Genomic DNA, 13,095 nt, shown 5'->3' with positions numbered 1-13,095 from the left:
TCAGGGCCTCTTCTTTGGTGACTTTCTTCTGGCCCCGCAGAAGAAAGTTACCCCGCCGCCGGGCGGGACTCCCGGCAATGCTGCGAGCAGACGCGATCACCGCTAGAGCAACCAGTTAGGCAAGGATCTCCTTGATGACATCGCCAAACACGGTGGTCGCCTTCTCCGCCCGCCCCTGATGCGCAAACACCAGCTTCTTGTGGTTCAACCCAAGCTGATGCAGCAACGTCGCTTGCACGTCGTAGGTATCAACCACACCAGTCTCCGCACGGAGCCCGATCTCATCCGTCCCCCCATACGTCCCCGGCTTGATCCCCCCACCAGCGATCCACTGCGTGTAGCCCCACGGGTTGTGATCCCGCCCGTTGCCCGACTGCCCATACGGCGTACGCCCGAACTCCGACGCCCACACCACCAGCGTCGTGTCCAGCAGCCCGCGCTCCTTCAGGTCGGCGAGCAAGGCGCCAACAGGCTGATCCACCTGCTTGCACATCACCGCGTGGTTGCGCTCCAGGTTGTTGTGTGCGTCCCAGGAGTCCACGCTGTTGTCCGGCGCCCCCGAGATCACATGCACAAAGCGAACGCCGCGCTCCACCAGGCGCCGAGCGCGCAGCAGCGCCGTGCCGTACTCGTCGGTCTCCTTGGTACCGATGCCATAAGCCGTCTTGATCGCGGCCGGCTCCTTCGCCAGGTCCACAGCCTCGGGCGCCGAGACCTGCATGCGGTAGGCCAGGTCGTAGCTCTTGGCACGCGCCAGCAGCTCGGTGTCGCCGGGGTAGCGCTGGGCGTGCTCGCCATTCAGCGTGCGCAGCAGCGCGAGTTGCTCCTGCTGGGCCTTCTCGGTGATGCCCTCCGGCCGCGCCAGATGCAGGATCGGCGAATCGCCCTTGCGAAACGGCGTGCCCTGGAGCGCGGCAGGCAGGAAGCCGCTGCTCCAGATGACCGCACCACGGCCGCCGCCGGCCGCGCCCACGCCGGTGGGCAGCACGACAAAGGCCGGCAGGTCGGGGTTGGCTGAACCCAGGCCGTACTGCACCCAGGAGCCCAGGGCCGGGCGGCCAGGCACCAGGCCTGCGGTGTGCAGTTTCAGCGACGCGATGACGTGCGTGCTGCCCTCGGTCTTGCTGCCCTTCAGGAAGGCGATGCTGTCGACCTGCTTGGCGATGTTGGGCAACAGATCCGACACCCAGGCGCCTTGCTCGCCGTGCTGCTTCCAGGTGCGCTTGCTGGCGTAGAGGTTGCCCACGCCGCCGTCGGTGGCGGTCTTCAGGTCCTTGCCGAAACTGTCGGGCAGCGGCGTGCCGGCCAGCTTGATGAGCTCGGGCTTGTAGTCGAACAGGTCCAGCGTGCTGGGCGCGCCGGCCATGTGCAGCCAGATCACCGCCTTGGCCTTGGCCGCGTGGTGGGGCTGGCGCGGGGTCGTCGGGTCGAACAACTCGCTGGCGAAGGCGGACGAGAGGCCGCCGAAGCTGCCCGCGCCAAAGGCGGCGAAGGTCGCGGCACCGGCGTGGTTGAGGAAGTTGCGGCGGGAATGGTCGTGTGAATGGCTCATGGCGTCAGACCTCAGAAGCGATAGGTGAATTCATTGGTGTTGACCAGGGTGTGGACCAGGTCGACGAAGGCGGCGGCGCGGGCTTTGCTGGGGCCCTTGAGGGGGCTGGTGGCCGTGACGGCAGCTGCCGCGGCAACCGCGATGCCGCCGCCGTCGTCCGGCGATTCGCCGGCGTCCGTCGTCTTGCGCTTGGACGCCTGGGCGTCCAGGTGGGCCAGCAATGCATTGCGCTCGTAGCGGTCCGGCTCGCGCTTGTAGGCGGCCTTGTAGAAGCCGTCGATCTGCCTGGCGAGCTTCGGGTCCACGCCCCAGCCTTCGGGCAGATGCGCCTTCTTAACATTACCGGCCTGGGCCACCTGCAACGCCTCCTGCGAGTTCAGGAAGGCGACCAGCTTGTCCTTCTCCTTGGCACTGGGCTTGCGGGCAAACAGGATCTCGTAGACGCGGTCGATCTGCGCGCTTTCGCTGGCGGGCGCCTCCTGGATCACGCGGCCGGCCAGGGCCTGGCTCCAGCCCAGCACCAGGTCGCTGTTGACCAGGGCCAGGGCTTGCGGCGCCGTCGTCGTCACGTCACGGCGGAAGTGCGGCGATTGCGGGTTGGCCCAGTCGAAGGTTTCCAGCAGCGGGTAGGGCGAGTTGCGCAGCACGAAAACGTAGAGGCTGCGGCGGTGGTGGTCGCGCGGGTCCTCGGATGTCTGCCAGCGGTTGCGCTGGCCGCCGATGTCGTAGTTGGGCGGGATGGGCGGGTAGACCGACGGGCCGCCGCGCTTTTCTTCCAGCAGGCCGGAGGCGGCCAGCAGCGAGTCGCGCAGCTGCTCGGCCTCCAGGCGCTGGCGCGGGAAGGCCCACAGCAGCTTGTTGTCGGGGTCCTTCTTCACCTCCCGCGCCTCGCTGGCCTGGCGGTAGGTGCTGCTCAGCAGGATCTGCCGGTGCAGCGTCTTCACGCTCCAGCCCTGCTTGACGAAGTCGGCGGCCAGCCTGTCGAGCAGCTCGGGATGCGTCGGCTTTGAGCCGGTCTTGCCGAAGTCGGCACTGGTCTCGACGATGCCGCGGCCGAAGAACTGCGCCCACTGGCGGTTGACGAAGACGCGTGCCGTCAGGCCGTTCTCCGGGCTGACCAGCCAGTTCGCCAGCGCCGTGCGGCGGCCGGAGGACGTGCCCGTCGGTTCGATCTTCGGCGCCGTGTTGTCGGTCAGCAGCGCGGGCAGGCCGGGCTGCACCTCCTGCAACGGGCGGTCGTAGATGCCCTTGAACAGCACCTTGGTCGGCGGCGAGTCGGGGCCCAGCTCGACCATCGTCGAGATCGCGCCGGGATCCTTGGGCTTGAGCGCGTCGAACTTCTTCAGCTGCTCACCCAGCGCCTGGTACTTGGCGTAGTTGTCCTTGTCCTGCGTGCGCATGCGGGTCTCCGCGTTGCGCGTGCGGCCCTGCATCGTCCAGAGGTTGCGGTGGTAGATCCAGCGGTCGTAGGCGTTGCGCTCCGAGGCCGGCTTCTCGATGGATTCGCGCGTGGCCGGCACGAAGCCGGACAGGCGGTCCGTCTCCAGCTTGTCGATGGTCGGTTTCAGCAGGGCCTCGCGCTGTTCGCGCAGGTCCTTGGTGGCGGCTTCCCACTTGGCCAGTTGCGCGTCGTAGTCGGCCTTGGCCTTGGCCGACAGCGGCGAGACATCGTCCTTCCAGCTCGCGTTGGAAAAGAAGGCCTGGAACTGGTAGTACTCCTGCTGCGTGATCTTCTCGGTCTTGTGGTCGTGGCACTGGGCGCAGCCCAGCGTCGTGCCCAGGAACACGGCGGAGACGGTGTCGGTCAGGTCGTTGGCGACTTCCTGCTTCTTCAGGTTCAGGTCGCGGGCGTTGATCTCGTCCGGCAGGTTGCGCAGGAAGCCGGTGGCGATCAGCGCTTCCTTGCGGTCGGGCCAGAGCTCGTCGCCCGCCAGCTGCTCCTTGACGAAGCGGTCGAAGGGCTTGTCGGCGTTGAAGGCGTCGACGACGTAGTCGCGGTAGCGCCAGATGTTGGGCCGCGTGCCGTCGGTGTTGTAGCCGTCGCTGTCGGCATAACGGCTCAAGTCCAGCCACCGGCGCGCCTGGCGCTCGCCGTAGCGCGGCGAGGCCAGCAGCCGCTCGACGAGCTTCTCGTGCGCCTTGGGCGATTTGTCGTTGACGAAGGCGTTCACCTCCTCGGGCGTGGGCAGCAGGCCCCAGCTGTCGAGCGTGGCGCGGCGGATGTAGGCACGGCGGTCGGCCTCGGCTGAGGGCGCGATGCCCTGCGCCTCCAGCTTGGCCAGCACGAAGGCGTCCAGCGGCTGCCGCACCCAGGCCTTGGCCTTGACGGCCGGCGTGGCGACCTTGGCATTGAGCGGCGTGTACGACCACGGGCGCTCGCTGCCCTTGACGAAGCCACCGGGTGGCGCGTAGTCCTCCGCGGGGCTGAGGGTGGTGACGCTGGCCAGCACGGCCGCGAGGGCCAGTGGAGCGATCCTGATCTTGGAACGTTGGGGCACGGAGGTCTCCCGAAGGATTGGACTGAGGTGGTCAGCGCAATAAGCGCGCCAGCGAAACGTCGTGAAAAGCGCCGGTTTGGCGGCTTTGCGGAGGGTGTTTTGCGGCGGCATCAACAGCGCTGTTGCGGCGCTGTTGATCCACCAACAGAGGCCTCACAACTTGCCGGTGACTTGGATGCCCCAGGCGCGCGGCACGGCGGGCGAGACGCTCGTCCAGGTCTGGGACTGCGGCGTGTCGTCGTTCAACAGGTTCTTGGCCAGCAGGCTGACGTCGAAGGTCTTGTTGAGCTTGCCCAGGCCGACGGCGAGGTCGACCTTGTAGCTGGACGGGATGCGCGAATAGATAGAGCCCGCGTTGTCCGACAGGTAAGCGCCCGAGTAGGCCAGGTTGCCCGTGACGTGGAACTGCTTGTCGCCCCACACCGGGACGCGGTAGTCCGCGCCGACGTTCCAGCTGAGCTTGGGCGCGCCAGCAAGCGTCTGGCCCGAGTAGTCCTTGTACGGATTAGCGGCGCTGACCACATTGCCTTCCTCGACGGGATAGGCGCCGTTCCTGAAGTCCTTGTAGACCGCCCGGTTGTAGGCGCCCGAGAAGCGCAAGGAGACGTTGCGGATGCCGTTGTAGACACCGTCAACCTCCAGCCCCGACACCTGCACCTTGGGCGAATTGCCGGTGATGGAGGCATAGACGCCGGGCGGCGTGACGCCACCCGCGATGTTCAGGTTGGTGTTGTAGATGTCGAAGACGCGCACCGCCTGCTGGTAGTCCTTGATGCGCGTCAGGAAGACATCGGCATTCAGGATCAGCGTCCTGTTGAGCAGCAGCGACTTGAAGCCCAGCTCGACGTTGTCGGTCTTCTCAGGCCGCACGGGGTAGGACTCGCCGTTGTAGGCCTGGGCGATGCCGGCCTTCTCGCCGTGCTGGTAGGCGGCGTAGCCCGTGATGTCCTTGGTGAACTTGTAGCTCGGGCTGATGGTGTATGACGGCTGCGTGGCCTTGTAGGGCTCGACCCACTTGGGGTTGTAGAGCACGCCGAACTGGATCAGACGGATGGCCTTGGCGGCCGCAACCTGCCGCTTCTGGTTCGCCGTCAGCGCGCCGTAGGTGGCCACGTTGAAATACTTCAGCGCGGTGGCATCGGCCAGCGCGAGCTGCGTGGCCGTGTTCGCCGCGGTCAGGTTGCCCGAGGCATCGTTGGCGAAGCCGCCGAGCGTCACGTTCGTGATGTTCACCGGGTTCAGCTCGGGCGCGCTGCCCGGGTCCAGCAGTTCCGACGACGTCAGGTTCTTGCGGTCCTCACGGGTGATGCGCAGGCCGGTCGTCAGCGTCAGCTGCGGCGAGAAGTGCCAGTTGGCCTGGCCGAAGAGGGCGGCGCTCTTGTTGTCGATGAACTGCACGCCCGGCGTGGAGTTCACGGCGGCCTTCACGTTGGCTAGCGAGCTGGACAACAGTGTGCGGCCGGGGCCGTCGGCATCCAGCGTCGTGTACTGCGAGGCACTGGCGAACCAGGCGCCGGCGTCGTTGCCCCAGATGCGGTTGTACTGGGCCGAGTTCTTGACGCGCAGCAGGTAGATGCCGCCCTGGTAGTCCACGAAGCCACCGGCCGCGGAACTGATGCGCACTTCCTGGCTGACCTGCTTGTAGTCGTTCCAGTAGCCGCCCGAGTTGCGGAAGATGTCGAAGGGCGTGCCCTCGTCGTTGACCGCGTTGAAGTGGTAGTTCTTGAACGCGGTGATCGACGTCAGCGTGTGCTCGCCCGCCACCTTCCAGTTGGCCTCCAGCGAGGCGCCGCTGCTGCCCGTGACGAGGGCGCGTGCCGCGTCGTTGTTGAGGGTGTTGTAGTAGTCGTCGATGTCGTAGCTGGCCACGTCCTTGAACCAGCGGCGGCCCAGCCGCGCCTCGGTCGACGTGCTGGACGCCGGGACGGGGTCACCGTTGAGGTAGGTGTACTTGTTCGCGAAGTTGAAGGAGCGGCCGTTGGTCGTCTCGCCGGCGCGGGGCTGCAACTCGAAGCGCGCAATGGCGTTGAAGTCCTCGCTCGGGCGGTACAGGAACTGCACGCGGCCCGAGACGCGGTCCTTGTTCGTGTAGGTGACGTTGCGGTTGTACTCGTTGGCGATGTCGCCTTCCGCGCGTTGAACGGAGAACGTGCCGCGCCAGGCCAGCACGTTGTCGACGACCGGGCCGCCCACGGCCGCCCACGCCTGCAGGCCGCGGCTCTGCGGGTAGAAGCTGACGCCGTAGTCGGCCGTCGGCGTGAACGACGGCTTTCTGGTGTTGAAGATGATGTTGCCGACGCTGGTGTTCTTGCCCAGCAGCGTGCCCTGCGGGCCGCGCGAGACCTCGATGGTGTCGATGTCGATGAAGTCGAAGCTGGACGTCAGCGCGTTGTAGGCGAACGAGACGCCGTCGACGATGACGCCGACGCTCGGGTCCTGCGCCTCGGTCTGGCCGACCTTGCCGATGCCGCGGATGGACAGCGAACTGGTGCGCTGGTTGCCCAGGTTCCACGACACATTGCCGGCGCGCTTGGTGATCTCCTCGATGCCGGTGGCGTTCAGGCGCGAGAGTTCGTCGCCCTGGATGACCGAGATGGACAGCGGCACGTCCTGGAGCTTCTCGATGCGGTTGCGGCTGCGCACGGTGACGGCGCCAAGCGCCTGGGCTTCGGCAACGGGTTCGGCAGCGGCGGCGGCGGGAGGGGTGGCGTCCTGCGCAAAGGCGCTGCCGGCAGCGAGCGTGGCGATCAGGGCGGTGAGCGGGCGGAGTCGGAAGCGGTTTGTCGTGCTCATGGGTGAAGTGATCGGAGAGAGAGTTGTCCGTCGCTTCTTTGCAGCAAGCGTGCCCAATACCGTGGGCGTCTAAGCTGATGCGCTCCGCGTTGGCTTCAGCGGTTTTGGCCGCTTTGCGCCTGGTTTTCCGGGGCTGGTGCCGGGTCTTGCTGGCATGGGCCTCAAGGCACTGTTGCTGCGTCAACAGCAGGCCAGCAGGCGCTGGTGGCCGGGGCGCAGTTCTGGGCCCGGCGGCCTGCTTTTCCGGGCTCAAGGGCTGGCATGGAAGCTGCGCTGTGAGCGGGGACTGCACCCTCACTTCCGGACTCACTCATGAAAGCACTCAGCACCCTCGCCCTGACCGCACTGCTAGGCGCCACGGCGCTCGTTCACGCCCAGACCGCCGCCTCGGCACCCGCAGCCGCTGCCGAATGGAAATACAAGACCAAGCGCCTGAAGGCCGCCGAGGTCGATGCGCTGTTGGCCCAGCCGGACAAGCTGCTGGTGCTGGACCTGCGCCGCCCGGACGAGCTGATCAAGTACGGCAGCTTCCCCGCCTTCCTCAACATCCAGAACAGGGACCTGGAAAAGCACCTTGCCTACCTGCCCCGGGACCGCGCCATCCTGACCGTCTCCAACCACGCTCAGCGCGCCGGCCGCTCGGGCGACCTGCTGGCCGAGAAGGGCTTCAAGGTCGTTGGCGCCACCGGCAGCGAGGACTACGAGCAGGAAGGCGGCAAGGCCGTCGCCCACATCCAGCCGCCGGAGCCGCGCGCCCAGGCGGCGGCCGCCGGAGGGACGGATGTCGCCGCACGCCAGCCCTGACATCGACGTGAGCGCCGCGGTGCAGGCGCAGCAGCCGGTGCTGGTGTGGGACCTGCCGCTGCGCGTCTTCCACTGGGCGCTGGTGGCGCTGGTCACGGCGGCCATCAGCACCGGCCTGCTCGGCGGGCCGTGGATGGTGTGGCATGGCCGCGCAGGGCAGGCGATTGCGGGCCTGCTGGTGTTCCGCCTGAGCTGGGGCCTGTGGGGCACCCGCTATGCGCGCTTCTGGCAGTTCCTGCCCACGCCGCATCGTCTGTGGGCCTATCTGTGCGGGCGCTGGCAGGGCCACGGGCACAACCCGCTGGGCGCGCTGTCAGTGTTCGCCGTGCTGGCGCTGCTGATCTTCCAGGTCACGACCGGCTTGCTCGGCAACGACGAGATCGGCTTTGCCGGCCCCTGGTCGGGCTGGGTGGAGGAGGACTTGAGCCTCAAGCTCACCGGCTGGCACAAGCTGGCCGCGACGGCGCTGTACGTCTGGCTGGGCCTGCATGTGCTGGCCATTGCCGTCTACCAGCTGTGGCTGAAGCGCCCGCTGCTTCAGGCCATGTGGACAGGCCGCGCGCCGGCTGCCGTGAGCATGTCGGCGGGGCGTGTCAGCTGGGTGCTGGTGCTGTTGTCGGTGGCGCTGGCTGGTGCGGTGCAACTGCTGCTGTGAACCATCGACAAAGCTTGCGCGAGTGGCTTGAGCGCAGGAGAGCGGGCAGGCCTGATGCTGCGTGTCCCCCGGCCGCTTCGCGACCTCCTCCTTTACCTTCGCATCAGGCCCACCCGCTCTCCTGCTTCGCGTTGCAGTGGCTTGAAGAACAAAAAAAGGGGCGCCAGCGGCGCCCCTATCTCTTGCGAGTTGCTTTGATCAGGCCGCGACGACGCGAACCATCTCCAGCACCTTGTTCGAATAGCCCCATTCGTTGTCGTACCAGGACACCAGCTTGACGAAGGTGCTGTCCAGCGCGATGCCGGCATCGGCGTCGAAGATGGAGGTGCGCGCATCGCCGCGGAAGTCGGTCGCGACGACCTTGTCTTCCGTGTAGCCCAGCACGCCCTTCAGCGCACCCTCGCTCTGCGCCTTGAACTCGGCGCAGATCTCGGCGTAGGTCGCTTCGCTCTTCAGCTCGACGGTCAGGTCGACGACCGACACGTCGCTGGTCGGCACGCGGAAGCTCATGCCCGTGAGCAGCTTGTTCAGCTCGGGGATGACCTTGCCGACGGCCTTGGCGGCGCCGGTGCTGCTGGGGATGATGTTCTCCAGGATGCCGCGGCCGCCGCGCCAGTCCTTGTTGCTCGGGCCGTCCACCGTCTTCTGCGTCGCGGTGGCCGCGTGCACGGTGGTCATCAGGCCGCGCTTGATGCCCCACTTGTCGTTCAGCACCTTGGCCAGCGGGGCCAGGCAGTTCGTCGTGCACGAGGCGTTGGAGATGATGGCTTCGCCGGCGTACTTGGTGTGGTTCACACCGAAGACGAACATCGGCGTCTCGTCCTTGGACGGGGCCGAGAAGATGACCTTCTTCGCGCCCGCAGCCAGGTGCTTCTCGCCGCCGGCCTTGTCCAGGAAAATGCCGGTGGACTCGATGACGATGTCGGCGCCGGCCTCGGCCCACTTCAGCTCGGTCGGGTCCTTGATGGCCGTCAGGCGGATGGGCTTGCCGTTGACCACCAGCGTGTTGCCCTCGACGGCGACGTCACCCTCGAACTTGCCGTGCACGCTGTCGTACTTGAGCATGTAGGCCAGGTAGTCGGGCTCCAGCAGGTCGTTGATCGCAACGACCTCGATGTCCTTGAAGTTCGCGACAGCGGCACGGAACACCATGCGTCCGATGCGGCCGAAGCCGTTGATGCCGATCTTGATGGTCATGGGAAGAGTCTCCAGAGGATGAAAAATTCTCGCGCGGGGCGCCGATTCTCAGCGATTCGGGTAACGAAGAGGTTTCAGGGCGATTTCAGCTCCCGGCGGGGCTTGGCTCCTCGCCGAGTTTCAGCCGGCCGCAGCGGACATTGACCGTCAAGACTTTGCCCATGAGTGACTCGAAGTCGGGCTTTTGCAGGTTCATCTCAAGCTTGAAGCCCGGCGCCGCGTCGTTACCCACAGAACCTTGAAGTGCTGCCGAGCCGACCGCGTCTTGCCGCCTTCAGCGACGCAAGGCATGCGGTATTGCTCCGCAAATTCGATGATCGATCCGCAGCTCCTGCGACTTACTCGACGAGTAGGCGATCTTCAGCTTGGCTGGCTGTTGTGGATGGTCGAAGGTGAAGTCGACAACCATGTTCGTGGTGCTGGCCAGAAAATCCGCTGCTTCTTCCGTGTTGCGCCTTCAACCCAGCTTGATCGAGCCGCAGGGCACGTCGATGAACCTTTGCGCGCCCAACAGGCTCTCGAACTCCTCGGGCGTCAGCGTCAGTTCGAGTTCTTCCAGCCAGGCGATGAGGCTGCGGCGGTTGGGGTTGCGGGCGCCTACCTCATGGACACCATTGCGAAAAGCCGGGCGTCCGAGCTCGAAGCGCAAGCGGAAGGGGCAGCCCATCGTGTCGAGATCGAAGTCGACCGGACGCGCCTCCAGATTCTTGACCGTGGACAGGAACTTCGCGATGCCGACATCCTTGAACGCAAACTGGCGATTGCTGGAGAAGCCCACGTGGAAGGTTTGTCGTACGGCGTAGTGTTCGCCCGCACCCAGGCAGGGCACGCGGTACTGCTCAACGTGGCGCAGCACGTCGTTGTGGTGGCGCCGGTTGAGCGTGTCGTAAACCACCTTGACCTGCGGCGGCTGGTCGGCCGCCGTGAAGCTCAGGTCGATGACCAGATTGCCGTTCTTCAGTTCGCGCTGGAACGACTGCAACTGCGCGGGCTCGCTGAGTTTCGGGCCTTGAGGCGGCGAGCGCAGGCAGGCGCTGAAGCGAGCATTGGGTGCCCGGGGCAGATTCAGCGGCGCCGGAGTGGCGATGTCTCCGTCGCCGATGCCGCTGAAACGGATCTCCTGCAGCAGCGCGACCTTCTGGCCCTCCGCAAGGCAAGGCAGGCGCAATTGCCGGACGTAGCGTTCGGCCTCGTCCTGCAGTTCTTCCGAGCCGGCCCCGAACGCGACCTTGAAATCCGGCGGTCGGTCGGCATGCGTGAACGTCACCTCCACGCGGTAGAAGCCGTTGGTGCGCAGCGCCAGCGCCTTGGCGGGGTAGCGTGGTGCAGCCGGCCGCACCAAGCAGGCCAGCGTGGCCTCGCCGCTGCGGTCGTCTGCGGCGGTCTGGGCTTGTGCGCCCATGGCGCACAGGCCCAGTGCCCATGCCGTGAGCATGCTGCGCATGTCGAACTCCCTGTTCGTGATGACAGGGCGGGGTTGTAGCGCAAGACGCCGAGTGGCCGCCCCGGGCATCCCCGGGGAGGGTCATAAGACCCTTACTTCTTCTTCAGCACCGCCTTGACGGTGGCGGCCACGTTCTCCGGCGTGAAGCCGAAGTGCTTGAACAGCACGCCGGCCGGTGCCGATTCGCCAAACGTGTCGATGCCGACGACGGCGTCGCAGCCGTACTTCCACCAGAAGTCGCTGACGCCCATCTCGACAGCCACGCGCGGCAGACCCTTGGGCAGCACGCTCTTCTTGTAGTCCTTGTCCTGGCGGTCGAAGACGTTGGTGGACGGCATCGAGACGACCCGCACCTTGATGCCTTCGTCGGCCAGCAGCGCCTTGGCCTGCATGGCCAGTTGCACCTCGGAGCCGGTGGCGATGATGACTGCCTGGGCCTTGCTGTTGCCCTTGGGGCTGACCGGGTCGAACAGCACGTAGGCGCCCTTGGCGATTTCGTCGACGTTGGTCTTGGGCGAGTAGGTCAGGTTCTGGCGCGAGAGGGCCAGCAGGCTGGGGCGCTGCGCGTTGCCGATGGCCATGGTCCAGGCAACGACCGTCTCGGTCGTGTCGGCCGGGCGCCAGACGTCAAGGCCGGGGATCAGGCGCAGCGACGCGACATGCTCGACGGACTGGTGCGTCGGGCCGTCTTCGCCGAGGCCGATGGAGTCGTGCGTCATCACATGGATGACGCGCGCCTTCATCAGCGCGGCCATGCGGATGGCGTTGCGGCTGTAGTCGCTGAACGTGAGGAAGGTGCCGCCGTAGGGAATGAAGCCGCCATGCAGCGCGATGCCGTTCATGATGGCCGCCATGCCGAACTCGCGAACGCCGTAGTTGATGTGGCGGCCGTTGTTGGGCGTGCCGTCCGCGGCGATCCGCAGGGCCGGCGTGCTGGACGTGTTGGTCAGGTTGGAGCCGGTCAGGTCGGCGCTGCCGCCGAGCAGTTCGGGCAAGTTCAGCGTGAAGGCTTCCAGCGCCAGCTGGCTGGCCTTGCGGCTCGCCACGGTCTGCGCTTCGGCATGGGCCTTGACGACGGCGTCCACGGCGACCTGCGCGAAGTTGGCGGGCAGCACGCCGGCCATGCGGCGCTGAAACTCGGCGGCCAGCTCGGGGTGGGCCTTGGCGTAGGCGTCGAAGCGCTTGTCCCAGGCGGCCTGCACCTTCTCGCCGCTGTCCTTGGCGTCCCAGGCGGCGTAGACCTCGGCCGGCAGGTCGAAGGGCTCATGCGTCCAGCCGATGGCCTCGCGCGTCAGCTTGATCTCTTCGGCACCGAGCGGCTCGCCGTGGGCCTTGCTGGTGTTGGCGCGGTTGGGCGAGCCCTTGCCGATGGCCGTCTTGGCGATGACCAGCGTCGGCTTGTCGGTGCTCTGCTTGGCCTTGCCGATGGCGTCGTCCAGTGCGTCGACGTCATGGCCGTCGACCGGGCCGATGACGTGCCAGCCGTAGGCCTGGAAGCGCTTGGCCGTGTCGTCGGCGAACCAGGGCGCGACCTGGCCGTCGATGCTGATGCCGTTGTCGTCGTAGATGGCGATCAGCTTGTTCAGCTTCCAGGCGCCGGCCAGCGACGCGGCCTCGTGGCTGATGCCTTCCATCAGGCAGCCGTCGCCCAGGAAGGCGTAGGTGTGGTGGTCGACGATCTCGTGGCCTTCGCGGTTGAAGTCGCGCGCCAGCAGCTTCTCGGCCAGCGCCAGGCCCACCGCGTTGGTCACGCCCTGGCCCAGCGGGCCCGTGGTCGTCTCGATGCCCGGCGTGATGCCCACTTCCGGGTGGCCCGGCGTCTTGCTGTGCATCTGGCGGAAGTTGCGCAGCTCATCGATCGGCAGGTCATAGCCCGTCAGGTGCAGCAGCGCGTAGATCAGCATCGAGCCGTGGCCGTTGGACAGCACGAAGCGGTCGCGGTTGGCCCACAGCGGGTTGCCCGGGTTGTGCTGCAGATGGCGGCCCCACAGCGCCACGGCGATGTCGGCCATGCCCATGGGCGCGCCCGGGTGGCCGGAGTTGGCCGCCTGCACCGCGTCCATCGCGAGTGCGCGGATCGCGTTGGCCATGAGGGTGGGGGAAGCGGTCGATGCTGTCATGGCCGGGGCTTTCTTGAGCGGGAGGGGCAAAG

At 66.7% G+C, this 13,095-nt stretch carries 8 protein-coding genes; 2 read left to right on the top strand and 6 right to left on the bottom strand.

Annotation, left to right across the window (positions count from 1 at the left end; all coding sequences use genetic code 11):
- Window positions 1-115: 115 nt before the first annotated feature.
- The 3 genes from AC0IZJ_RS17425 to AC0IZJ_RS17415 form a co-directional block, all read right to left on the bottom strand.
- On the bottom strand, window positions 116-1,552 hold the full coding sequence (locus AC0IZJ_RS17425) for a DUF1501 domain-containing protein (RefSeq protein WP_471852253.1): 1,437 nt from the start codon (window positions 1,550-1,552) through the stop codon (window positions 116-118).
- An 11-nt stretch (window positions 1,553-1,563) separates the two neighbouring features.
- Window positions 1,564-4,050, bottom strand: a complete 2,487-nt coding sequence (locus AC0IZJ_RS17420; RefSeq protein WP_471852251.1) for a DUF1549 and DUF1553 domain-containing protein — start codon at window positions 4,048-4,050, stop codon at window positions 1,564-1,566.
- 153 nt (window positions 4,051-4,203) lie between these two features.
- On the bottom strand, window positions 4,204-6,843 hold the full coding sequence (locus AC0IZJ_RS17415) for a TonB-dependent receptor (RefSeq protein WP_471852249.1): 2,640 nt from the start codon (window positions 6,841-6,843) through the stop codon (window positions 4,204-4,206).
- A 312-nt stretch (window positions 6,844-7,155) separates the two neighbouring features.
- Here AC0IZJ_RS17415 and AC0IZJ_RS17410 point away from each other — a divergent pair, with 312 nt between their 5' ends.
- Both AC0IZJ_RS17410 and AC0IZJ_RS17405 read left to right on the top strand, forming a co-directional pair.
- On the top strand, window positions 7,156-7,647 hold the full coding sequence (locus AC0IZJ_RS17410; protein WP_471852248.1) for a rhodanese-like domain-containing protein: 492 nt from the start codon (window positions 7,156-7,158) through the stop codon (window positions 7,645-7,647).
- Entirely contained in the window at window positions 7,625-8,302 is a 678-nt protein-coding gene (locus tag AC0IZJ_RS17405) for a cytochrome b/b6 domain-containing protein (protein WP_471852246.1), read from the top strand. The genes AC0IZJ_RS17410 and AC0IZJ_RS17405 overlap by 23 nt, the downstream gene beginning before the upstream one ends.
- 198 nt (window positions 8,303-8,500) lie before the next feature.
- Here the strand turns inward: AC0IZJ_RS17405 and gap are convergent, their stop codons facing one another.
- The 3 genes from gap to tkt all read right to left on the bottom strand — a co-directional run bounded on the left by gap (window position 8,501) and on the right by tkt (window position 13,063).
- Window positions 8,501-9,499, bottom strand: a complete 999-nt coding sequence (gene gap, locus AC0IZJ_RS17400; RefSeq protein WP_471852244.1) for a type I glyceraldehyde-3-phosphate dehydrogenase — start codon at window positions 9,497-9,499, stop codon at window positions 8,501-8,503.
- 457 nt (window positions 9,500-9,956) lie between these two features.
- Window positions 9,957-10,943, bottom strand: coding sequence for an energy transducer TonB (locus tag AC0IZJ_RS17395; protein ID WP_471852242.1), 987 nt, complete (start codon window positions 10,941-10,943; stop codon window positions 9,957-9,959).
- A 92-nt stretch (window positions 10,944-11,035) separates the two neighbouring features.
- A complete protein-coding gene (gene tkt / locus AC0IZJ_RS17390) occupies window positions 11,036-13,063 on the bottom strand; it encodes a transketolase (protein WP_471852240.1) in 2,028 nt (675 codons plus the stop codon).
- Window positions 13,064-13,095 lie beyond the last annotated feature (32 nt).

This window comes from Roseateles sp. AC306, assembly GCF_979253795.1.
Note: the sequence above shows the minus strand (reverse complement) of the source record. Positions and strands in the feature narration are given on the sequence as shown.

Coding starts and splice junctions, on each gene's coding strand:
- AC0IZJ_RS17425 (WP_471852253.1), bottom strand. CDS start 1,552: ATGAGCCATTCACACGACCATTCCCGCCGCAACTTCCTCAACCACGCC.
- AC0IZJ_RS17395 (WP_471852242.1), bottom strand. CDS start 10,943: ATGCGCAGCATGCTCACGGCATGGGCACTGGGCCTGTGCGCCATGGGC.
- AC0IZJ_RS17410 (WP_471852248.1), top strand. CDS start 7,156: ATGAAAGCACTCAGCACCCTCGCCCTGACCGCACTGCTAGGCGCCACG.
- AC0IZJ_RS17405 (WP_471852246.1), top strand. CDS start 7,625: ATGTCGCCGCACGCCAGCCCTGACATCGACGTGAGCGCCGCGGTGCAG.
- tkt (WP_471852240.1), bottom strand. CDS start 13,063: ATGACAGCATCGACCGCTTCCCCCACCCTCATGGCCAACGCGATCCGC.
- gap (WP_471852244.1), bottom strand. CDS start 9,499: ATGACCATCAAGATCGGCATCAACGGCTTCGGCCGCATCGGACGCATG.
- AC0IZJ_RS17415 (WP_471852249.1), bottom strand. CDS start 6,843: ATGAGCACGACAAACCGCTTCCGACTCCGCCCGCTCACCGCCCTGATC.